Origin of the sequence: Enterococcus sp. DIV1639a, assembly GCF_050530445.1 — a bacterium.
Lineage (GTDB): Bacteria > Bacillota > Bacilli > Lactobacillales > Enterococcaceae > Enterococcus_B > Enterococcus_B hirae.
Genome location: NZ_CP172886.1, coordinates 2,064,884 through 2,087,925, shown reverse-complemented (window position 1 = coordinate 2,087,925; position 23,042 = coordinate 2,064,884). Strand labels below are relative to the sequence as shown.

The following is a 23,042-nucleotide window of genomic DNA, read 5'->3' as shown; positions in this document are numbered from 1 at the left end:
AGAGAAGCTGTTTTGAGCGTTTTTTTTTTACAACCTTATCCCCGAATAACTTCGATTTTATATCCGTCAGGGTCAACAACGAAATAATAAGAAGGAGCTGTTCCTGGAAGTCCTTTTAGGTCTGTCACATTGAATCCTTCTGCTTGGTGTTTTTCGTGAAGTGCTTCTAAATCATCCGCAGCAATAGCAATGTGTCCATAGCCATTCCCTAGATCATAGCCTTCATGATCATAGTTATAAGTTAATTCTAGTTCGTAGTCATCTCCTGGTAAAGTTAAATAAACAAGGGTGAATTTGTTTTCTGGAAAATCACGGCGACGACTTTCTTCAAAGCCAAACGCTTTTTGGTAAAATTCTAATGAAGCGTCAAGATCTTTCACTCGAACGCAAGTATGAGCCATTTTCATAAATAACTACTTCCTTTCCTTTTTTTTCATCATAACAAAAAAAGAAAGAGCAATAGAAGATTTGCGCTTGTTTATGAGAAAACTCTCATGTAAAATAAAAAGTAAATAAGCTTAAGGTGGACAAAATGATGGATAAACCAGTATTTGGTGAAAAAGAAGCAGGGGTCCAGTATTCCCCACGATATGCTGCCTATATCATCGTGGAAGAAAAGAACAAACTAGCTTTGATTGAAGCTCCAAATGGTGCTTATTTTTTACCTGGTGGAGAGATCGAAGCGATGGAAACAAAAGAAGCAGCTCTTAAGAGAGAACTCCTTGAGGAAATGGGGATCGTCGCAGAAATTGCGACTTATCTAGGGGAAGCGGATGAGTATTTTTATTCCAATTACCGTCAGACCTATTACTATAACCCAGGCTACTTTTACGTGGCAAACGGCTGGCAACAAGTGGCAGAACCAACTGAAAAGACGAATACTATTTGGTGGGTCACACCACAAGAAGCCATTGAAAAATTAAAACGAGGTAGCCACAAGTGGGCGGTTGAAAAATGGTTATTGAACAATTAAAACAATTAAAACAATTAAATCAAGAAAAAATCCAAAACCAGCGTACAGTCAGTGACGAACTGGTTTTGGATTTTTATTTAGTAGCAAGTGTTATTTTTATTATGATAAAACATACGTTTTGATCGCTTCTGCCACGCCATGTTCTTCATTTGTTTTAGTGACCACGTTGGCAGCTTCTTTAACTAGCGGAACAGCATTACCCATCGCAACGCCTAAGCCAGCATATTCAATCATCGATAAGTCATTTTCGTTGTCACCAATCGCCATGATCTCATCCTGATCGATTCCAAGATGTTGCGCTAAGTTCGCAACGGCTGCGCCTTTACTTGCTTCTTTGTTTAATACTTCAAAGTAATAAGGCGCACTTTTCACTGTCGTGTATTTTTCACGGAATGTTTGTGGTAAACGAGCAATCGCAGCATCTAAGATATCAGGTTCGTCGATCATCATCATTTTAACCAAATTGATATCTGGTGTCATTTCTTCAGGTGTGCGGTATTTCAACGGCATATGAACTAAGCTGGCTTCATGAATCGTATACGCACTGATATCACGATTAGAGGTGTAAATCGCCTGATCATCAATGGAATGTAGATGACTGCCAACTCGACGAGCCATCACTTCGATTTCTAAATAATCTTCATGTGTCAAACCATGACGTGCGATGATTTTTCCTGATTTTGTTTGTTGGACAAGTGCGCCATTGTAGGTGATCACGTAGTCATTTTCTTGGAATAAATCGAGTTCATTCAACTGTTCCTGTACACCAGGCAACGGTCTGCCGGTACACAAGACGATGGCTACTCCTTTAGCAACAGCCTGAGCAATCGCTTCTTTGACGTCTGCTGTAATTTCTCTTTTCTCATTTAATAAGGTTCCATCGATGTCGATGGCGACTAACTTGATAGACATAATTTCCTCCAGTGATCGTGTGTTTTAGTTTGTTTGGGTAATCAGTGAACCATTGCGGATATGGCTTGCAAATTCTTGATAGGTTTCGTCAAATAGATCGTAGTGATTTCTTAAAGACGGATCAACCATTTCTTTTGGAAAGAAAAATCGTTCATCTCCTTGTTCTTGTCCAGCAAGAGCAGCCACAAGTTGGCTCACCTCTGATAATTCTACCAAAGTTCCATCATTTCGCAAGATTTCGATTTGTGTTCGATGGCGTCCTTCTTCGGGGCGATAAAAATCATAAGGCAAATCATAACTGGAATTGATGGCAGTATAGTAGACAGGATTGTAGCCAACTTTTTCCACAAGAGCAGTCATTTCCTTGATCAAGGAAGAAGAGCGATCCCCAGAAAAAGTCGCCGATTTTAACGGTTTACGGTATAAGAAACGTTTAGCTAAATCACTTAAGATTGGATCAGAAAATTCCGTCCATTGGGTAAAATAAGTTCCTAAAACGCCATCGTCTAATTTTAAATACTCATCCAGTGTAAAGTTTTCGTCAAGAAACGGTAAGAGTAGTTGAGAATGGGATTCAAACACATTGGGATCTTCTCGATACAACTCATGCGCCCGATGTAACAAGTGTTCTAAAATTACTTCCATGCCACGAGACACAGGGTGGAAATAAACTTGAACGTACATTTGATAGCGGCTCACAATATAATCTTCGACTGCGTGCATCCCATTCATCGAAAAGGCGATCCCGCCTTTATAGGGACGAATGACACGTAAAATTCGTGTTAAATCAAACGTACCGTATTCTGTCCCAGTGTAATAGGCATCTCGCAACAAGTAATCCATTCGATCAGCATCGATCTGGCTAGAAATCATTTGGACGACTTGGGGATTAGGATATGTTTTTTGGATCACACTGGCGACTTTTTCTGGAAATCCTTCTTCCACACGATTCAAAATTTGATAAACTTCCGTTTCAGGAGAAGTAATGATCTCTACAGTGATCGCTTCATGATTCGTATGGAAAATATGCTCAAATGTATGAGAATAAGGACCGTGACCAACATCGTGAAGCAATGCTGCGCACAATGTAACCAAACGTTCTCGATCATCCCAACCGTCAGCGCCAATTTTTTCTTGAGGGAAATTGCGGGAAAAGATATCACAGATCCGTCTTGAAATTTCATAGACCCCTAATGAATGAGTGAACCGACTATGTTCAGCGCCGTGAAAAGTAAAGGAAGAAGTGCCTAACTGTTTGATACGGCGCAATCGTTGGACTTCTTTTGAATTGATCAAGTCTAAAATGACTTGGTGTTGGACATGGATATAGTTATGGACCGGGTCACGAAAGACCTTTTCGATCGGTAATAATTGATATTTATAAGGAATAGTCATCAGCAAGCTCCTTTAATTTATTTCGTTCTTCCATTCGATTGATTTGATCCGTCCACTGTTCAGAAGTGACATGTGCCTCTTTCCAACATAGCGCATCAACTGAACGACTCTCTCCATAGAGTTGTGTGAGTGCCAATTGGAATTGTTGTTTTACATCCTCAATGGTTAAAGGCGTTTCAAGTAAATCAGCTAAGGTTGCCATACTTTCAGGAACGACCGCCGGGTAACCATCCGTGCCGAAATCCTCTTTCAACGCTTCTTGATAGAATCGTTTCATCGCTTGACCTCTGGTTTGTTGTGCGCCATTTACACTAACATACATCATCACAGAAATCCCGTTTTTTATGCGACGTTGGGCGATCCCCGCAAACTTTTTACCGTTGATACTCAGGTCATACGTACCAGGACAATAAGAATGAGTCACTTCAAAAGCTTCGATTGATACGGTTGGAAAAGCCAGACGAGTCAATGTGAGCATTTTTTCATAGGCAGCATCAATCGATATCTTCTCCTGTTCGTTTTGAGGGAAAATCAATGAGATATTTAAAACCCCTTGATCAGAAATGATCCCTAATCCCCCAGCGTTACGAACGATTGGCTGATAGCCTGCTTTTCTTAGCTCCTGAATGCCTTCATGGAAGTAGGGCGTTCGAGTATCTTTCATTCCTAAGATCACCGTTTGTTCATATTGCCAAAAATGGAGAAAGTTTTGGTTGTTTTTTTTTGAATACTCGGTTAAGATATCCGTCAGAGCAAAAGGGGTAAAATCATTTTTTTGATAAATTTTTTGATCCAAAATAATTGTTGGATTCATTACATTCGCTCCTTTATATAATTAATCATCGATTGATATTCCAATGATTCACGTTTGTCATCGTTTCATGGGAGTTTCTCTCATTATTATACTATACTCTAACATACTCTAAAAAAAGAATTTATTGAGTCTGGGACAAAACTTGGCTCAGTCTCTTCTGGTAGCTCTAAAAACGAATAAACGGTGTTCAAGCATCAGCTCCTTGAAATAAGCCTGAATTTTTCAAAATATGAGAAGCTATTTTAAAAAATTCTTTCTTATTGTCATCGGAGCTCCCCGATGCTTTCACAACCTCTTCGATGACGAGTTGTTTGACAAATAGACGAAAACTAGGAACAATGTACCTATATGAAGTAAAGGAGAAGGTAAAATGGCACAATCGCAAGGAACACCCATTTCAATCAAATTACGGACGAAAGTCATGCAAAATGGGGAACATCAAGACTTTTTCTTTGATCTGAAAGGTCAAATGGTCAAAATTGGGGATACGTTATACATACGATACCAGGAAATTCAGGAAAATACAGCAGAAGAAATCCCTGTAACGATCAAATTGATGCCCGATGGACAGGTTCAATTGATTCGTGCGGGAGAAACACGGATGCGACTAAAATTCGGGTATCGTGAACGTTTGGAAACAACGTATCGGACACCTTATGGCATGCTTCAAATTGAAACGTATACCAAAGAATTACATGTTAGTTTGAAAGACCGACCAACTGCTGGGAAAGTAATGATTGAATACGACTTGCTAATGGGACCAGAAAAATTAGGGGAATATTATTTAACTTTAGATTTTACTGCTTAAATCGCAAAGAAACGTTTGATTTTTTACGTATGATTTTGTATGATAAGGAGTAGACTGTGAAAGGACGTGTCCTGATTGGAAATTAGTGTATTTGAAGGTGCAAACAAAAACGAATTATCAATGATCGAAGTAGCACATGCGATCTTAGAACAACGTGGCGATGTGATGGATTTTTCTGATTTAGCCAACCAAATCCAAACCTATCTTGGAAAATCAGACAGTGAGATTCGTGATTCACTGGCACAATTTTATACTGACTTAAATATTGATGGTAGCTTTATTTCATTAGGTGACAATCGTTGGGGCTTGCGTTCATGGTATGCGATCGATTCGATCGATGAAGAAGTAAACCATGGAATTGACGAAGAAGATGAAGATACACCTCGTCGACGCAAACGTAAAAAAGTCAATGCCTTTATCAACGATGATGAAGATGCGATCGATTATAATGATGATGACCCAGAAGATACTGACTTGTCTGACGAAGATGACGATGATCTTTTTGAAGATGATGATGACGATGATGAAGAAATCGCTGCTTATAACTCTGACCTGCAAGAAATCGGTGCAGACGACACAAGTGACGATGAAGAAGAATTACCAGGCAACATCGAAGAAGATCTAAGCATCATTGACGATGAAGACGAAGACTACGAGGACGAAGAGTTCACCGAAGAATAGACTTTCGGCTTCATAGCTGCAGATCCCCCAATAAGGGATCTGCAGTTTTTTTGTATTGTTTTTTTACATAAATTAAAAAAATTGAAACTTTTTGATTTGTTTGATCGTCATAGTAAGTGAGAGGGAAAGGAGATGGGTCTGATTTTTAATCGTTACAAGAAAAAGAAGCAAATCGAAAAATCCAAGAATTTATTAAGTGAATTGATCCAAGAGGAATATGAGAAAATGTTTCGGATCACAATGAATTATGTTCATGACAAAGAAGAAGCATTGGACGTAATGCAAGACAGTTTTCATAAAGCGTTAGCTGCTATTGAACAAGGGAAAGAGATTGAACGATTTTCAGCTTGGTTTTATCGTATTTTGATACGAACAGCGATCGATGCTTGGCGTAAGCAAAAACGAAATCAATCGGAAACATTGGAAGAAGAAACGATTCAACTCGCTCATACAATGGACGATTCATTGACTGATTTACATGGAATCATTGAAGGAATTGATAGCCCCGAAAAGGAAATTTTGATTCTACATTTTTTTGAAGGCTTTCGTTTAAAAGAAATTGCAGAGATTCTTGATTTGAATGAAAACACCGTCAAAACCAAAATGTATCGTACGTTAAATCAGCTAAGAAAAATCTTACAGTAAAAATCACAATAAAGGAGAGAAAGACGGATGTACTCAGCTCAGAAAGAATTAGAACAACTGAAACAAGTCTATCAACAACAAGAAATCCCTCGTGGTATCAAAAATGAGATGATCAAGCGCTACTCACTAGAAGAACAAAGGTTTAACCAACGAGTGAAACGAAAAAAACAAGTGAAAGGACTTATTCTATCTTTTGCTATTATTGCGATGATGTTCAGCAGTATTTTTTTTAACAATCAAATTCGTAGTTTTGCTGAAGATTTACCCTTGATTGGCCCAGTCGTGAAATTAATTTTAGGGAAAACACTGTCTGATGAAGCAATCGAGATCCGAGTGCCGCAAATCAGTACAAAAGATAAAGAAAATAGTCAGACGATTGCTGGACTGAACAAAAAGTACTTTCGTGAAGGACAAGAAAACTTTGAAAAAGCAAAAGTACAGTACCAAGACTTTAAAACAAATCATTTTCAAGTTACGGGAGATTATCAGAAACTGTTGGATGATCCGCGTTTTTTAGTGATTGAACGAAAGATGACACAAACTGCCGCAGACAGCTATACGGAAAAGCGTTATGATACGATTGATAAAAAAAACGGAGTAGTCCTATCTTTACCACTTTTATTCAAAGATGATCAGTATCTTTCCGTTTTGACAAATGAAGTCAAAGAGCAAATGCAAAAAAATAGCAAAGAAAACCCTGATCAGTATTATTGGACAGATGATGATTTTAAAGATGGACTAATCAAAAAAACGCCATTAGTTACTAAAGACACATCTTTTTATATCAATAAAAATCACGAGCTAGTCTTAGTTTACGATCAATTTTCGATCGCACCTGGCTATATGGGCACACCAACCTTTGTGATACCTAAAGAAGTGACACGTTCACTTTTAGCTTCTCCAGATTACTTAAATGAGTAAGCTCAACCTAAAAAATAAATAACTGATCCTTTGCGCTATCATAAGAGTTGATTTGATTTTGGAAAAATACTTCAAATAGTTCAATTATACATGGTTATAATATATACAAAATGTCTAGGACAGCCATTGTTGGATAAATAGCTGTTTAAGAGAGATTGAGACAAAAGTATTTCGCATCAAGAAATAAGAAGGAATTTCCGAAAATTGACAAGAAACGCAAACACTGGTTTTTGCTGTTGATTGTTACCTACTTGGTGCTTCACAAATTTTTTGAAGATGCTACTTTTTTCTCACCGTGAACAAGAGGTCAGCTCTTTGAACATCATTTATTCGTTTTTAGAGATACTAGAAGAGACTGAAGCAAGTTTTGTTTCAGTCCCTTTTATTTTAGAGAACTATCCAAATTTCGTCCTAGAATTTTTTGTGCAAATATCGTAAATGATGTGAAAGTATATACTTTTTAGTATATACTTATTGTTGGATAAAAATATTTTCTCATTATTGTTGGTTCTGCTAATAAATAAAGCTAGCAGAAAGTTTGGAGAATATTTTAGGAGGAATCTCGTGAAAAAACAACCAAAATTTCAAGAAATTGCGAATGAAATTGAGAAGCGAATCATGGAAGGAATTTACGTTTCTAGTCAAAAATTACCTTCAGAATATGATTTAGCAGACGAGTTTCAATGTAGTCGTTTAACTGTTCGTAAAGCAATCGAATTATTGATCAGCCAAAATAAGTTGATCAAAGAAAAAAGTAAAGGCACGTATGTCATGAAACAACCTAAGATCCAAAGTGGCTCTGGAGGACTGCAAAGCTTTACCGAAACTGCTCGAATCCAAGGGAAAAAGACAAAAACGCAAGTCTTAGAATGCGAAGTTACTGAACAACTACCAACGAATGTTAAACAAGCTTTTGGTGAATCGATTTCTGAGCCAATCGTTCATTTGAGACGATTACGTTATTTTGATGACGAACCAATGACGGTTGAAAATCTTTATATTTTAAAACGTTATCTGGGAGAAGTCTCTCAAGAAGAATTAAGTGGGTCACTCTATCAAGTGATCGAAAAAAACGTGGAGATCGCTTATTCTCACCAAGAAATCGAAGCAGTGAAAGCGACGGCTGACGTGGCAAAACTCTTGCAAGTAGCTGTGGATGAACCGATGTTGTTTGTCCATTCAATGACATATTCGCCAGCAGCCAAACCGATCTTATATGACTGCTCGTTTTATCGTGCAGATAAATATACATTTAAAAATACGTTGATTCGTCAAAAAAGGAGTGAATAAATTGAAAAAAAGCAAGTCGATGATTGATGATCATTGGGAAGAATTTCTTGAGTTTCTTCAAACAGTTATGAAAGTACCAAGTGTGAAAGGGAAGCCGGAAGATCATGCTCCGTTTGGGAAAGCACCTCGAGAAGTGTTGGACCTTGTACTCAAAAAAGGAAAAGAAGTAGGGTTTAAGACTAAAGTGATTGATGATGCGATCGGATACGTCCAATGGGGAGAAGATGATGAGGACTATATTGGGATCATTGGTCATTTAGATGTGGTTCCAGCAGGATCAGGATGGGATTTTCCACCCTTTGATTTAAGCGAAAAAGATGGACGCTTTTATGGACGAGGGATTTTAGATAATAAAGGGCCGATCATTAGTTGTTTTTATGCTCTGATCCTGTTGAAAAAAATGGGAGCGGTTCCTAAAAAAACGATCCGCATTATTTTTGGGACTGACGAAGAAAGTGGGATGTCTGATGTGGCTCATTATTTACAGGCTGAAGTTCCGCCATCATTTGGTTTTACGCCAGATTGTAAATATCCAGTTGTTTACGGAGAAAGAGGAGTAGTCAACCTAACGATTCATTTCCCATTAGTTAAAGAAGAAGTTATTCAAATCAGTGATTTTACAGGGGATCAATATCGAGATCATGTGCCAGACCAGCTGAGTGTTTCGATTAATGAGAAAAAATTTGATGTGGAAGGAAAACGTTCTCCAAGTAATGCCCCAGAATTAGGAGAGAATGCGATTACGCTGCTTGCCGAAAAAATCAAAGCAGATTCAGCTGTTCCAGAACAAATACGAGCTTATTTTGATTGGATCTGGCAAGCTTTCCACAATAAACATTATGGAGAAGGAATCGATCTTGCTTTGTCTGATGAAGATTCAGGCAGGTTGATTCTTACACCTGTGAATTTGCAAAAAAACACTAACGGGTTAGATTTAGAAGTTGCTTTTCGTTACCCTGTTTCAGTCACAGAAGAGGAAGTCGTGAGTGGGTTGGCTAAACAGTTGCCCGAGAAAGCGACTTTTACAATCAATCGCAGTATTCCAGGAATCTGTCAGAAAAAAGATTCGCCTGAAATCAAAAAACTATCTCAAATTTATGGCGAGATTACTGGGAACGACCCTACGCCAGTGACGACAACGGGTGCTACTTATGCCAGAAAGATTCCTAATGTATTAGCATTTGGTCCCTCTTTTCCAGGGCAAAAAGGGATTGCGCATAACAAAAATGAGTATATGGAAGTAACAGATCTGCGCATGAATTTAGAGATATACCTACGAAGCATTCAAGCATTGATCGAATAAACAGTTATATATTTTTTAAAAAAAAGATTATCAGAGACTTCTCTTATAAATCAATTAGATTTTAAGAAAAGTCTCTTTTTAGTATAGACATAATAGTATATACTAAATAAAATAGATGTAAGCGCTATATATAGGAGGGGTAAACATGTGGGGAATTATCGCAACGTGGCGTATGGCACATGATGGTGTGTTAGCTGCCAAAAAATTATTAGAACAGGAAGGAACGTGCGGAGATGCCGTGGAAACGTCAATCAAATGTGTAGAAGACTATCCATTTTACAAATCAGTTGGCTATGGTGGCTTGCCAAACGAACGAGGCATTGTAGAAATGGATGCGGCTTTTATGGATGGGGATACGTTCAAAATTGGGGCAGTGGCTGGGATCGTAGATATTGCGAATCCAATATCAGTTGCCAGAAAATTAAGTAATGAAAAATTCAATAGTTTTCGCGTAGGACAAGGAGCCACTGAATATGCAATGCTAGCAGGATTCGAACGGAAAAACATGCTAACGCCAAGAGCTAAAAAAATTTGGCAAAAACGAGTGGCAGAAGTGGCGAAAACGAATCTAAGTCCCTATGACGGACACGATACGGTGGGCGTGGTTTCTTTGGATCAACACACCGGCATGGCTGCAGGAACGTCTAGTTCTGGATTATTTATGAAAAAGCAAGGTCGTGTGGGAGATTCCCCTTTATCAGGTTCTGGTTTTTACGTCGACAGTCAAATCGGTGGTGCGACAGCAACTGGTCTAGGAGAAGATTTAATGAAAGGCTGTCTAGCTTATGAAATTGTTCGCTTGATGGGAGAAGGAGTCACTCCACAAAAAGCCTGTGATCAAGCTGTGTATTCTTTTACTGATTTATTAAAAGAACGGTATGGAAAAGCAGGTGCTTTTTCATTAGTTGCTATGAATAAAGCAGGTGAATGGGGAGTTGCGACCAATGTCGAATTTACGTTTACTGTTGCAACTGAAAAGGAGCAACCAGCTATCTACTTAGCTAATCCAGGAGTTGATCAGACAACGATCATTGAACCAATCACCAAAGAATGGCTGGATGCTTATGAAAAACGCATCAAAGCCCCAGTTTGATCCCAGTATCGAAGTCATTTAGCTGATAATCAGCATATGTATATATAAGGAGGAGAAAAAAATGGCAACAAAAAAAATCTATTTATTCTGTGAAGCAGGTATGTCAACGAGTATTATGGTCAATAAAATGATGGAAGTAGTCACAAAACATCAGATGCCACTAGAAATCCATGCGTTCCCAGCAATCCATGCAGAGGAAAAAGTTGAACAAGAGAAACCGGTAGCCATCTTATTAGGACCACAAGTTCGTCATTTAAGTGACAAAATGAAAAAAACGTTTGAGCCGTTAGGCATTCCTGTAGGCACAATTGCCACAGAAGCATATGGCATGATGGATGGCGAACGTGCGATGAAAGATGTCCTGAAAATGATCAAAGAAAGTAGAAAATGAGTTTTTGTAAACGGAAACAGTCGGAGTCAACAAAAAGATCGGGGGAAAAAAGATGCAAAAATTTTTGAATTGGTTAGAAAAAGTTTTGACACCAATGGCAAAAACGGTTGGAGAAAATAAATATTTGATTGCTATACGAGATGGCTTTTTACTTTCTACACCGTTATTGATCGTGGGGTCATTGTTTCTAGTATTGACCAACTTTCCAATACCAAATTGGAATGAATGGATGGCTGGTTTTTTAGGGGAAAATTGGGCAGTCATGTTGAATAAGCCTGCTACTGCCAGTTTTGATATCATGACGATTTTAGCAGTTGGGGGCATCGGTTATAGTTTAGCAAAGCAATTTAAAGTGGATGCGATGCAAGCAGCAATTATTTCTTTAGTTTCATTCTTTATCGTAACGCCTTTTACCACATTATTTACGCCAGAAGGTTCGACTGAAGTATTTGAAGTCGGAAGTCTTCCTTTACGTTGGATGGGATCAAGTGGTTTATTTTTAGGGATGGTAGTTGCTTTAGTAGCGACTCGTATGTTCGTTGCCTTGATTCGTACAGGGTGGACAATCAAAATGCCAGATGGCGTGCCGCCTACTGTTGTTAAATCGTTTGAAGCATTGATTCCAAGTTTCGTCATCTTAACGTTCTTTATGGTGGCGAATTGGGTAGCGAGTTTAACCACATATGGGAATTTACAAGAAATCCTGTTTAAATTCTTACAAACACCATTGTTAAGTTTAGGGAATACCTTAGGTGCTATGATCATTGCGTACTTATTTTTACATTTTTTCTGGTTTTTCGGAATCAACGGTTCAAGTGTCGTAGGTGCAGTTTTCAATCCAGTTCTTCGTGCTTTATCGATTGAAAATCTAAATGCGTTCAAAGACGGACATGAAATTCCTAATATCATTACAGGTCAATTTCAAGATATGTTTGCAACATTTGGTGGGGGCGGTTCTACCTTATCATTGATTTTGATTATGATTCTTGTATGTAAGAGTCAGCGAGTGAAAAAACTTTCACAATTATCACTTGTACCAGGAATTTTCGGGATCAATGAACCGATCATCTTTGGTTTACCGATCGTATTAAATCCAATCATTTTGATCCCATTTGCTTTAGTACCCACAATCAATATCATTATTGCTTATTTTTGTATGGACCTAGGGCTAGTTGCTTACACCAATGGGATTCAACTTCCATGGACAACGCCACCGATCATTTCAGGCTTTTTAGTCAGTGGTTGGCAAGCTTCTGTCCTTCAGGGATTACTTATTTTATTAGGAATGGCAGTTTATTATCCATTCATCAAAGTATTAGACAATCAATATCTGAAAGAAGAGCTTGAGGCAGAAGAATCAACAGCAGAAGAAATCAATTTTGATGACTTTGATTTTGATACCTTATAAAAAGGAGTAGGAGCATGAAAAAAATCATTTTGATCCTCAACCATGTGACCGCAGGTATGGGAAGTGACGAACAAGCACAATTGCCTCCAGGTGGAAAAAAAACAGCTCTAGGACCGGGAGAAACATTAGCGCCATTGTTTAAAGAAAAAAAGGCAGAGATTATTGCTACTTTATACTGCGGTGATCGTTATTATTCAAGTCATCCAGAAGAAGTCAAACAAAAATTTATCGGATTCGCCAAAAAGTTTGGAGCAGATGCGATATTATGTGGACCAGCTATGCATTATCCTAATTTTGGAGAGATGGCAGGCGGGTTAGTCGAAGCTTTTAACAAAGAAGGCATTCCTGCTGCCGCTGCAATGTCTGTTGAAAATCCTGCTGTAGCAAAATATCAGCAAGTGATCCCCATCGTTAAAATGCCAAAAAAAGGTGGGATCGGACTAAATCAATCCTATAAAAATATGGCAACAATCGTGACACAGTTAGCGAAAGGGGAAGAACGAACTTCCTCAGAACAAGAAATGATCTTTTGAATCAAAAGTGAATAAACGGAGCATAATGACTTTTCTTAAGTTGAAAAGCTGTTTCGATAGATGACGGAAAAAAGCCAATCATTACGTATGTTTTGATTGGCTTTTTGTGTGAAGAAGGTTGCAAAGAATAGTTTGCCACAAGCAGGATCAGGGGAGATGAGCAACACGTAAGGCTTTGATCAATGTTTGGGTAGAAAGATTCGATCAATTAGCTAACTGAATTTCATCGTTTGCCAACTTGCTCCTTCTCTTTATTGATTTATTCCTTCTCTTTATTAAAAAGTAGAGTGAAAAATAGACTTGAATCTCAATGGATCGTCCAATAAACTATTTATTGTAAGCGATTTATTCTTAATTGAAGAAAAGTGGTGATGTATGAACAAAGTAAAGATACTCATGACGTTGTTTGTTAGCTCTATACTTCTATTGTTGGTTTCTCATCCCCAAGAAATAGCGGCAACTACAAGCAAGTCTAATGTAGGAACACATGCAACATTTTCCAAAGTAATGACTTATGATCAAATGATTGAGCAACTCACAAACGATCTTCAGCTTTCATCAACAAAAGCAAGGCAAAAACTCGAATCTTCGGACAAAATTGTTCACACAGTTACTCGAAATAGAGCAACCTTTCGAGTACTGTCGCAGACTGTGACGGTGAATAAGACGTACAAGCCAACGATGCGGTTTTATTGTGAAACGAGTGAAAGTGGTCATTTTAGAGCGATTAAACGAATAATAGCAATAAATTTGGTTAGAGAAGACCAGGAAGTGGCAAAAGCTTTTTCGGGAACTGTCTATGTCAACTTAGAAGAAGCCAATCGTATCTATTATATCGTGAATGGTGACTTCTTTAATCAAGGTACGACTTCATGGAAAAACGGATCAACGAGTGGTGTAGACAGTGCGCTAGATCTAAGGTTTACTACAAAGGATGCCGGGAGCCATTACCAATACAGTTATAGTGAACACCGAATCACTTTTTGATTTGCAGGCGGGTAAGGAAGTGGACAGCGATCGCTAACCATTGCTGAATAATAGTGAATGGTTAAAGAAAAGTGATGGGAGAGATATGGGTGGCTCGTAAAACTTAGTTTACACAAAAAATAACGAAAAAAGCTGATCCATACATGCGGATCAGCTTTTTATCTTTTAAATTTAGAAAGCAAAACATTCCCAAATATGCTAAGATAGCAATAGACGCGTCCTGAGGGAATCGAACCCCCGTCTCAAGAACCGGAATCTTACGTGATATCCACTACACTAAGGACGCAAGTACAGACACAATTGTAACGAAACTAAAAAAAAATTACAAGGGGAATGGACAAAAAAATGAAATTTCAACAAAACTTTTCACAAAAACAACAGCAAACACAAAAATTAGCCATGACACAACATCTGCAACAGTCCATCCAGGTATTGCAATATAACAGTGAAGAGCTCTTGGCATTTGTTGAAAATCAAGCATTAGAAAATCCATTGATAGAAGTAGTGGAACCAGAATGGCAATCTGACTATCAGAAGATCAGATCAGCCAATGATAATGAAGAAACCAACTACTTAAATCAAATTCCCGATACCAGTGTTTCCTTATTTGAATCATTGATCGAACAGATCCATTTGAACTATCGGCAGACCTTCTTACGTCAGTTAGTTCTTTATTTAGTCGAGTACATTGATTTAAATGGATTTTTGACGATTGATTTAAAAGAGGCACAAGAACAAACAAATGCAACTTCGATTGAGATCCTTGATGCACTGACGCTGGTCCAACAACTTGAACCAGCAGGTGTGGGGGCACGAAGTTTACAAGAGTGTTTGATGTTACAAACGGAAAGAGATGACTTTGCACCAGAGTTAGCGTATATCGTTTTGGAAGAGTGTTTTGAGTTGCTGGTTGATCGCAAATGGAAAGAGATCGCTCAACGCTTTTCAATCGAACTTAGTGAAGTACAACGAATCTTTGATTACATCCAAACACTTAGCCCAAGCCCTGGCCGGATTTTTGATCGAAGCAGTGAATTATATATCATTCCTGATGTCAAAGTGATGGTTGATAAGGACCAAAAAGTGTCTGTCCTTTCTAGACGAGGAAATCAACCAGATGTTCGTTTCCAAGAACATTATTTTAATCAGATGCTTAAAAAAGCAGACAAAGAAACGCAAGCGTACTTGAAAGAACGGAAACAAGAATTTGACTGGTTGAAAAAAACGATTCTACAACGAGGGGATACGATTTTACGGGTGGCTCAAATCATTGTTTCCCATCAACAAGCCTTTTTCACAAATAAAGAACGACCAATTAAACCGCTGACATTAAAAGAAGTGGCAAAAGAGTTGGAAGTACATGAATCCACTGTCAGCCGTGCCGTCAATGGAAAATACCTGGAAACTGAATTTGGGGTTTTCGAGCTTAAGAAATTCTTTACAACTAGACTACAGCAAAGTGGGACAGATACTGAGACTGATCTCTCAGCTGATACTGCACAAAAGAAAATCCAAGAACTTGTAGATCAAGAAGACAAAATCAAACCACTTTCTGATCAAAAGATCGTAGAATTATTAAAAAAAGATGAAATATTGATTTCAAGAAGGACGGTTGCAAAATATCGTGACCTGCTGGGAATCCCAAGTTCATCGAAAAGAAAACGTTATGATAGATAATGTGAATCTCGACTAGAAAAAAATGAAAAGTTTTTTCTAGTCTTTTTTTATTGAAAAAAACGGGTAAAACTGTTAGACTTACATTCGTGAGGTTGAGATTTTCCTTTTTAATACTTAGTAGTAGGAAAGTCGCTTTTCTTTTTTTATCGTACATGGGTCGTTTTGAGTCTACATTGGACAAATATCGTCCAACTAAGGAGATCGCTATGCTTGATGAATTGAAAATGATTGAATCTGTTGCACCGGATATTATCGAGGTTTTACAGGAAAGATATAAAATTTTACGTAATATTTATTGGATGCAGCCAATAGGTCGTCGTAGTTTATCAGAGAGTATGGGCATCACAGAACGCGTATTACGAACAGAAACAGATCTATTGAAACAGTTAGATTTGATCAACACCTCTAAAAGCGGTATGACTTTGACCAAAAAAGGAGAAGAAGTTTATCAAAGTCTTGAGAACTTCATGGATCAACTTTTAGGAATGCATCAGACAGAAAAAAAACTGGCTGAGTATTTTGGGAATCAACGTTGTATCGTGGTATCAGGAAACAGTGAAGAACAGCCTAAAGTGGCGGATGCTTTTGGTGAAGCATTAAATGAAGCTTTAGATTTGTTACTACCGGAGGGCAATAATATCATTGCTGTAATGGGCGGAACAACGATGGCTGTAGTAGCTGAACAACTGACAAATTTGGAAAACAATCAGCGACATAATCTATTTGTGCCAGCTCGTGGCGGTATCGGAGAGGCTGTGACTGTACAAGCAAATTCCGTAAGTGCTAGAATGGCTACAAAAGCAAGTGGAAATCATCGTGCATTGTATGTTCCAGAACAATTAAGTTTAGCAACGTACAATTCCTTGCTCAATGAACCCTCTATTCAAGAAGTGTTAAACTTGATTAGTCAGGCAAATTGTGTTATTCATAGTATTGGACGCGCACTCCATATGGCAGCACGTCGAAAAATGACTGAAAAGGAATTAGTCATGCTGAAACAGGCGAATGCGGTGGCGGAATCTTTCGGCTATTTTTTCAATGAAAATGGCGAAGTCGTATATAAAGTTCCTCGCATCGGAATCGAATTGAAAGATTTGGCAAATGTACCCATCATTCTTGCGATTGCTGGGGGCAAGTCAAAAGCAAAAGCGATTCGCGCCTATATGAAAAATGCACCAAAACAAACGTGGCTCATCACTGATGAAGCTGCAGCAAAAGAGATTTTAAAAGGGGTATCCCTTTAAAATAAATATTTTTTTGATTTTCATAAGGAGGAAATCTTAAATGACAGTTAAAGTAGGTATTAATGGTTTTGGACGTATCGGACGTCTAGCATTCCGTCGTATCCAAGATGTAGATGGAATCGAAGTAGTAGCAATCAACGACTTAACAGATGCTAAAATGTTAGCACACTTGTTAAAATATGACACAACTCAAGGACGTTTCAACGGAACAGTTGAAGTTCACGAAGGTTCATTCAACGTTAACGGAAAAGAAGTTAAAGTTTTAGCTAACCGTAACCCTGAAGAATTACCTTGGGGCGAACTAGGTGTTGACATCGTTCTAGAATGTACTGGTTTCTTCACTTCAAAAGCAGCTGCTGAAAAACATTTAACAGCTGGTGCTAAACGTGTTGTTATCTCAGCTCCTGGTGGAAATGACGTTCCAACAATCGTTTATAACACAAACCACGAAACATTAACTGGTAAAGAAACAGTTATCTCAGGTGCTTCATGTACTACTAACTGTTTAGCTCCTATGGCTAAAACATTAAACGACAAATTTGGTGTTGTTGAAGGATTAATGACAACTATCCACGCTTACACAGGTGACCAAATGACTCTAGACGGACCTCATCCTAAAGGTGACTTCCGCCGTGCACGCGCTGCTGCTGCAAACATCGTTCCTAACTCAACAGGTGCTGCTAAAGCTATCGGTTTAGTAATCCCTGAATTGAACGGTAAATTAGACGGAGCTGCTCAACGTGTTCCTGTACCAACAGGTTCATTAACTGAATTAGTTACAGTTCTTGAAAAAGAAGTAACTGTTGACGAAATCAACGCAGCAATGAAAGAAGCTTCAAACGAATCTTACGGATACAACACAGACGAAATCGTTTCTTCTGATATCGTTGGTATGACTTTCGGTTCATTATTTGACGCTACACAAACTAAAGTAATGACTGTTGGCGACAAACAATTAGTTAAAACTGTTGCTTGGTATGACAACGAAATGTCTTACACTGCACAATTAGTACGTACTTTAGAATACTTCGCTAACTTATAAGATAGACCAAACGTACAAGTGTAATTTATAAGCATGTACACTTAAAAGCGGGGAAGCAATCGCGCTTCTTCCGCTTTTTTTGATAGTAAGTTTATTTAGGAGGAAATAAAATGGCTAAGAAAACAGTGAAAGATATTGATTTAAAAGATAAAAAAGTTCTTGTCCGTGTTGACTTTAATGTTCCTTTGAAAGATGGCGTGATCACAGATGACACACGTATCAAAGCAGCATTACCAACAATCAACTACGTATTAGAACAAGGCGGAAAAGCAATTCTTTTCTCTCACTTAGGACGTGTAAAAACGGAAGAAGATAAAGAAGGTAAATCTTTAGCTCCAGTTGCAAAACGTTTAGGCGAACTATTAGGAAAAGAAGTAACTTTCGTTCCTGAAACTCGTGGTGCAGAATTAGAAGCAGCAATCAATGGCATGAAAGATGGCGACGTGGTTGTTTTTGAAAACACTCGTTTTGAAGACATTGATGGCAAAAAAGAAAGCAAAAATGATGCAGACCTAGGTAAATACTGGGCTTCATTAGGTGATGTATTTGTCAATGATGCTTTCGGTACAGCTCACCGTGCGCATGCTTCAAACGTCGGAATTGCTTCAACTGGTATCCCAACAGTTGCTGGATTCTTGATGGAAAAAGAAATCAAATTTATCGGTGAAGCCGTTGAAGAACCAAAACGCCCTATGATCGCAATCTTAGGTGGCGCAAAAGTTTCTGATAAAATCGGTGTAATCGAAAACTTGATTCCTAAAGCAGACAAAATCTTGATCGGCGGCGGAATGACTTACACATTCTACGAAGCTAAAGGAATCAAAATCGGTAACTCTTTAGTAGAAGCTGATAAAGTTGAATTAGCAAAAGAATTGATCGAAAAAGCTGGCGACAAATTAGTCTTGCCAATCGATAACGTTTGTGCTCCAGAGTTCTCAAACGATGTTGAAACACAAGTAATCGAAGGCGATATCCCTGAAGGATTGATGGCTTTAGACATCGGCCCTGCATCAGTGAAATTATTTGCTGATACATTACAAGGTGCAAAAACAGTTGTTTGGAACGGACCAATGGGTGTGTTCGAAATGAGTAACTTTGCTAAAGGTACAATCGGTGTTTGTGAAGCAATCGCTAACCTTGAAGATGCAACAACAATCATCGGTGGTGGTGACTCAGCAGCTGCTGCAGAACAATTAGGTTTTGCTGACAAATTCACACATATCTCAACAGGTGGCGGCGCAAGCTTAGAATTACTAGAAGGTAAAGAACTACCTGGTTTAGCTGCAATCAACGATAAATAAGCATCGTTCGTTGTATCTGATTTAGATGAAGACAGCTGCTTTTTGCAACGGTGAATTGATTCAAACTCAAATAAACTTAACCAAAAAGCAGCTTTTTCTTTTTATACGTGGAGGAGAGTTCCACGACTCATAATTTTAAAGGAGTGCATACTGTCATGCGTAAACCAATTATCGCTGGTAACTGGAAAATGAACAAAACTGCATCTGAAGCAAAAGAATTTGCTGAAGCAGTAAAAAACAACATCCCTTCAAATGAAAAAGTTGATTCTGTTATCGGATCACCTGCTTTGTTCTTACAAGAACTAATGGCTTCAGCTGAAGGAACAGAATTAAAAATCTCAGCACAAAACTGCTACTGGGAAAACTCAGGTGCATTCACAGGTGAAACTTCACCAGCTGCTTTAGCAGACTTAGGTGTGGACTATGTGATCATCGGACATTCAGAACGTCGTGAATACTTCCATGAAACAGATGAAGACATCAACAAAAAAGCGAAAGCTATCTTTGCAAACGGCATGATCCCAATTCTTTGCTGTGGTGAATCTTTAGAAACTTACGAAGCTGGAAAAACAGCTGAATGGATCGAAGGACAAATCACTGCTGGTCTTGAAGGATTGACAGATGGCCAAGTAAGCAACATGGTTATTGCTTACGAACCAATTTGGGCAATCGGTACTGGTAAATCAGCTGATGCACAAATTGCTGACGAAATCTGTGGCGTTGTACGTCAAACAGTTGAAAAATTATACGGCAAAGAAGTATCTGATGCAGTACGTATCCAATACGGTGGTTCTGTAAAACCAGAAAACATTGCTGAATATATGGCGAAAGAAAATGTTGACGGAGCATTAGTTGGTGGCGCAAGCTTACAAGCTGATTCATTCTTAGCATTATTAGACGCTGTAAAATAATTAGTGAAAATTTGCGAAAAATGCAAGAAATGTTTGCACTAACGCCTAAAATTAACTAAAATCGTATATGAGGGAAATCCCTTAGGAAAAAACAAACTCAAAGGAGAGACAAAACATGTCAATTATTACTGATGTTTACGCTCGCGAGATCTTAGACTCACGCGGTAACCCAACAATCGAAGTAGAAGTATACACAGAAAGCGGAGCTTTTGGCCGTGGAATGGTTCCTTCAGGTGCTTCAACTGGTGAATACGAAGCCGTTGAATTACGTGATGGAGACAAAGCTCGTTATGGCGGTAAAGGTGTAACTAAAGCTGTTGACAACGTAAACAACATCATTGCTGAAGCAATCATTGGCTACGATGTACGTGACCAAATGGCAATCGATAAAGCTATGATCGCTTTAGACGGAACTCCTAACAAAGGTAAATTAGGTGCGAACGCAATTTTAGGTGTATCTATCGCTGTTGCTCGTGCAGCTGCTGACTACCTAGAAGTACCTTTATACCACTACCTAGGCGGATTCAATACAAAAGTTTTACCAACTCCAATGATGAACATCATCAACGGTGGATCACATGCGGATAACTCAATCGACTTCCAAGAATTCATGATCATGCCTGTTGGCGCTCCAACATTCAAAGAAGCTCTACGTATGGGTGCTGAAGTATTCCACGCATTAGCAGCAATCTTGAAATCTCGTGGATTAGCTACTTCTGTTGGTGACGAAGGTGGATTCGCTCCTAACCTTGGTTCAAACGAAGAAGGTTTTGAAGTAATCATCGAAGCAATCGAAAAAGCTGGCTATGTACCTGGTAAAGACGTTGTTCTTGCTATGGATGCTGCTTCTTCAGAATTCTACGACAAAGAAAAAGGTGTTTACGTATTAGCTGATTCAGGCGAAGGCGAAAAAACAACTGACGAAATGATCAAATTCTACGAAGAATTAGTTTCTAAATATCCAATCATCTCAATCGAAGACGGATTAGACGAAAACGACTGGGACGGATTCAAGAAATTAACTGACGTATTAGGCGACAAAGTTCAATTAGTTGGTGACGACTTGTTCGTAACAAACACTCAAAAATTATCTGAAGGTATTGAAAAAGGAATCGCTAACTCAATCCTAATCAAAGTTAACCAAATCGGTACTTTGACAGAAACTTTTGAAGCAATCGAAATGGCTAAAGAAGCTGGCTACACAGCAGTTGTTTCTCACCGTTCAGGTGAAACAGAAGATTCAACAATCTCTGATATTGCTGTTGCAACAAACGCTGGTCAAATCAAAACTGGTTCTCTATCACGTACTGACCGTATTGCTAAATACAACCAATTACTACGTATCGAAGACCAATTAGGCGAAGTTGCTGAATACAAAGGTTTGAAATCTTTCTACAACTTAAAAAACAAATAATTTTAGGACGATCAAATAAGTACGACGATAGCAGAGCGTCGATTATATAGCTGTGCTGGTCTACTTCATTCTAAAGTTATTAAAAAGTACCTTTCTCTTATCTTGAAGATAGGAGAAAGGTCTTTTTTTGCAGAAAAAATTTAGAGATTATCCTAACAAAAACTGAATTACATAATCGTTTTTTGTCACGTTTACAAACGATTTAATTATTGCTAAGATATTATGATAAAAGGAAAAAAAAGAATAATGGGGAAAGTGTATGAAAGCAAAAATTTTAAAGGGGTTCAAATGGTTCGGTATTTTGCTTCTCAGTACCATTTTATTGGTCGTGATTGCTTTTCAAGTTTCACCGAGACCGGGTGCTTATGTGATCCGACATCTGTTTAGCGATGCTGTAACGATCACAGATAAAGAAACGTATGAACAAGCAAAAGATTCCACCAGTTCGCTCACTGATCGTTCTTATCAATCACAATTCAAAAAAAACAACTACGATATCTATTATCCTAAAGGCAGTGAGGGACCTTTACCCACGTTGATCTGGGTTCACGGTGGAGGCTATGTGAGCGGGGATAAAGCAGGTGTAAAAGAATTTGCAACAAGATTAGCTTCAGATACGCACATCGCAGTTGTTGCTATGAACTATGAACCGGCACCTAGCTCTCAGTATCCCAATCAAGTAGTCCAAGTCAATGAATTAGTCCAACAATTAAAAAAAGAGAACAATCAGAAGTTGGATCTTTCAAAGCTGATTTTTGGTGGCGATAGTGCAGGCGCTCAGATTGCCTTACAGTATGTCACTATCCAAACAAATCAACAGTATGCAAAAGAAATGAAGATGAAACAAATGATTGATCCAACAGCGATCAAAGGAGCCATTTCTTACTGTGGACCAGTTGATTTGCAACAAACGGCAAAACAGCAATCGAGTGATCGATTGATGCATTTCTTCGTTAAAACGGTAGCTTGGTCTTTGATTGGAACGAAAGATTGGCAAACAGACGAACGCTTATATCAAGCTAGTTTAGTTGATCAAGTTTCAAAAGACTTTCCGCCTACGTATATCACAGATGGAAATGCGTACTCTTTCCAAGATCAAGGGATTGCTTTCGCAAATAAATTAAAAGAGTTAGACGTCCCTGTAGACGAACTATTTTATAAAGACCAGAAAAAAGAAATCAGTCATGAATATCAATTTAATTATACATTGCCAGAATCAAAAAAATGTTATGAGCAGACGGAGCGGTTCATTGAAAACTGTTTTCGATCTACAACAGCTCAATAACGAATTGCCGAAGC

Annotated in this window: 23 protein-coding genes and 1 tRNA gene; 19 read left to right on the top strand and 5 right to left on the bottom strand. The window is 38.4% G+C overall.

Annotated elements, in window-relative coordinates; all coding sequences use genetic code 11:
• Window positions 1-35 precede the first annotated feature (35 nt).
• The gene (gene gloA, locus IGJ32_RS09560; protein ID WP_010718633.1) at window positions 36-407 is read right to left on the bottom strand and encodes a lactoylglutathione lyase; all 372 of its coding nucleotides are present in this window, start codon (window positions 405-407) and stop codon (window positions 36-38) included.
• 128 nt (window positions 408-535) lie between these two features.
• On the opposite strand from gloA, the gene IGJ32_RS09555 reads away from it, so the two are divergent.
• Window positions 536-973: an NUDIX hydrolase gene (locus IGJ32_RS09555; protein WP_034699102.1), complete on the top strand. Its 438-nt coding sequence runs from the start codon at window positions 536-538 to the stop codon at window positions 971-973.
• A gap of 99 nt (window positions 974-1,072) precedes the next feature.
• Here IGJ32_RS09555 and yidA read toward each other — a convergent pair whose 3' ends face one another.
• The 3 genes from yidA to IGJ32_RS09540 are packed head-to-tail and all read right to left on the bottom strand — an operon-like array spanning window position 1,073 to window position 4,094.
• Window positions 1,073-1,885, bottom strand: coding sequence for a sugar-phosphatase (gene yidA, locus IGJ32_RS09550; RefSeq protein WP_010718630.1), 813 nt, complete (start codon window positions 1,883-1,885; stop codon window positions 1,073-1,075).
• A gap of 24 nt (window positions 1,886-1,909) precedes the next feature.
• Window positions 1,910-3,280, bottom strand: coding sequence for an HD domain-containing protein (locus IGJ32_RS09545; RefSeq protein ID WP_053765708.1), 1,371 nt, complete (start codon window positions 3,278-3,280; stop codon window positions 1,910-1,912).
• Window positions 3,264-4,094: a lipoate--protein ligase family protein gene (locus IGJ32_RS09540; RefSeq protein ID WP_160231525.1), complete on the bottom strand. Its 831-nt coding sequence runs from the start codon at window positions 4,092-4,094 to the stop codon at window positions 3,264-3,266. Before IGJ32_RS09540 ends, IGJ32_RS09545 begins: the two co-directional genes overlap by 17 nt.
• 370 nt (window positions 4,095-4,464) lie before the next feature.
• Between IGJ32_RS09540 and IGJ32_RS09535 the strand changes: the two genes are divergently transcribed.
• From IGJ32_RS09535 to IGJ32_RS09485, 11 genes are all read left to right on the top strand, one after another.
• Window positions 4,465-4,902, top strand: coding sequence for a DUF1934 domain-containing protein (locus IGJ32_RS09535; RefSeq protein WP_010718627.1), 438 nt, complete (start codon window positions 4,465-4,467; stop codon window positions 4,900-4,902).
• Window positions 4,903-4,977: 75 nt separating this feature from the next.
• Window positions 4,978-5,583 (top strand): DNA-directed RNA polymerase subunit delta, encoded by a 606-nt coding sequence (gene rpoE, locus IGJ32_RS09530; protein WP_342081859.1) that lies wholly within the window; start codon window positions 4,978-4,980, stop codon window positions 5,581-5,583.
• Window positions 5,584-5,721: 138 nt separating this feature from the next.
• Window positions 5,722-6,228 (top strand): RNA polymerase sigma factor, encoded by a 507-nt coding sequence (locus IGJ32_RS09525; RefSeq protein ID WP_342081890.1) that lies wholly within the window; start codon window positions 5,722-5,724, stop codon window positions 6,226-6,228.
• Window positions 6,229-6,255: 27 nt separating this feature from the next.
• Window positions 6,256-7,149, top strand: a complete 894-nt coding sequence (locus IGJ32_RS09520) for an RsiV family protein (protein WP_081128095.1) — start codon at window positions 6,256-6,258, stop codon at window positions 7,147-7,149.
• A gap of 564 nt (window positions 7,150-7,713) precedes the next feature.
• On the top strand, window positions 7,714-8,439 hold the full coding sequence (locus tag IGJ32_RS09515; protein WP_063627411.1) for a GntR family transcriptional regulator, LSA1692 subfamily: 726 nt from the start codon (window positions 7,714-7,716) through the stop codon (window positions 8,437-8,439).
• 19 nt (window positions 8,440-8,458) lie between these two features.
• Window positions 8,459-9,742: a Sapep family Mn(2+)-dependent dipeptidase gene (locus tag IGJ32_RS09510; protein ID WP_164885430.1), complete on the top strand. Its 1,284-nt coding sequence runs from the start codon at window positions 8,459-8,461 to the stop codon at window positions 9,740-9,742.
• Between the two features lie 145 nt (window positions 9,743-9,887).
• Window positions 9,888-10,835, top strand: a complete 948-nt coding sequence (locus tag IGJ32_RS09505; RefSeq protein ID WP_081128091.1) for a N(4)-(beta-N-acetylglucosaminyl)-L-asparaginase — start codon at window positions 9,888-9,890, stop codon at window positions 10,833-10,835.
• 61 nt (window positions 10,836-10,896) lie between these two features.
• Window positions 10,897-11,226, top strand: a complete 330-nt coding sequence (locus IGJ32_RS09500; RefSeq protein ID WP_010718620.1) for a PTS sugar transporter subunit IIB — start codon at window positions 10,897-10,899, stop codon at window positions 11,224-11,226.
• A gap of 52 nt (window positions 11,227-11,278) precedes the next feature.
• Window positions 11,279-12,634: a PTS cellobiose transporter subunit IIC gene (gene celB, locus IGJ32_RS09495; protein ID WP_010738000.1), complete on the top strand. Its 1,356-nt coding sequence runs from the start codon at window positions 11,279-11,281 to the stop codon at window positions 12,632-12,634.
• A gap of 14 nt (window positions 12,635-12,648) precedes the next feature.
• Window positions 12,649-13,167: a GrdB-related putative oxidoreductase gene (locus IGJ32_RS09490; RefSeq protein WP_010718618.1), complete on the top strand. Its 519-nt coding sequence runs from the start codon at window positions 12,649-12,651 to the stop codon at window positions 13,165-13,167.
• Between the two features lie 375 nt (window positions 13,168-13,542).
• A complete protein-coding gene (locus IGJ32_RS09485; protein WP_128427388.1) occupies window positions 13,543-14,154 on the top strand; it encodes a hypothetical protein in 612 nt (203 codons plus the stop codon).
• A 214-nt stretch (window positions 14,155-14,368) separates the two neighbouring features.
• Here the strand turns inward: IGJ32_RS09485 and IGJ32_RS09480 are convergent.
• Window positions 14,369-14,440, bottom strand: a tRNA-Arg gene (locus IGJ32_RS09480).
• A gap of 59 nt (window positions 14,441-14,499) precedes the next feature.
• Between IGJ32_RS09480 and rpoN the strand changes: the two genes are divergently transcribed.
• The 7 genes from rpoN (at window position 14,500) to IGJ32_RS09445 (ending at window position 23,028) form a co-directional block, all read left to right on the top strand.
• The gene (gene rpoN, locus IGJ32_RS09475) at window positions 14,500-15,831 is read left to right on the top strand and encodes an RNA polymerase factor sigma-54 (protein ID WP_034699130.1); all 1,332 of its coding nucleotides are present in this window, start codon (window positions 14,500-14,502) and stop codon (window positions 15,829-15,831) included.
• Window positions 15,832-15,983: 152 nt separating this feature from the next.
• A complete protein-coding gene (locus IGJ32_RS09470) occupies window positions 15,984-17,075 on the top strand; it encodes a sugar-binding transcriptional regulator (RefSeq protein WP_172595671.1) in 1,092 nt (363 codons plus the stop codon).
• A 40-nt stretch (window positions 17,076-17,115) separates the two neighbouring features.
• Window positions 17,116-18,117: a type I glyceraldehyde-3-phosphate dehydrogenase gene (gap, locus tag IGJ32_RS09465; protein WP_010718614.1), complete on the top strand. Its 1,002-nt coding sequence runs from the start codon at window positions 17,116-17,118 to the stop codon at window positions 18,115-18,117.
• A 110-nt stretch (window positions 18,118-18,227) separates the two neighbouring features.
• Entirely contained in the window at window positions 18,228-19,418 is a 1,191-nt protein-coding gene (locus tag IGJ32_RS09460) for a phosphoglycerate kinase (RefSeq protein WP_010718613.1), read from the top strand.
• A gap of 155 nt (window positions 19,419-19,573) precedes the next feature.
• Window positions 19,574-20,329 carry a triose-phosphate isomerase gene (gene tpiA / locus IGJ32_RS09455; RefSeq protein WP_010718612.1) on the top strand — a complete coding sequence of 252 codons (756 nt, stop codon included), beginning with the start codon at window positions 19,574-19,576 and terminating at the stop codon, window positions 20,327-20,329.
• 115 nt (window positions 20,330-20,444) lie between these two features.
• On the top strand, window positions 20,445-21,743 hold the full coding sequence (gene eno, locus IGJ32_RS09450; RefSeq protein WP_010718611.1) for a phosphopyruvate hydratase: 1,299 nt from the start codon (window positions 20,445-20,447) through the stop codon (window positions 21,741-21,743).
• Between the two features lie 259 nt (window positions 21,744-22,002).
• A complete protein-coding gene (locus IGJ32_RS09445) occupies window positions 22,003-23,028 on the top strand; it encodes an alpha/beta hydrolase (protein ID WP_342081858.1) in 1,026 nt (341 codons plus the stop codon).
• Window positions 23,029-23,042: the final 14 nt, after the last annotated feature.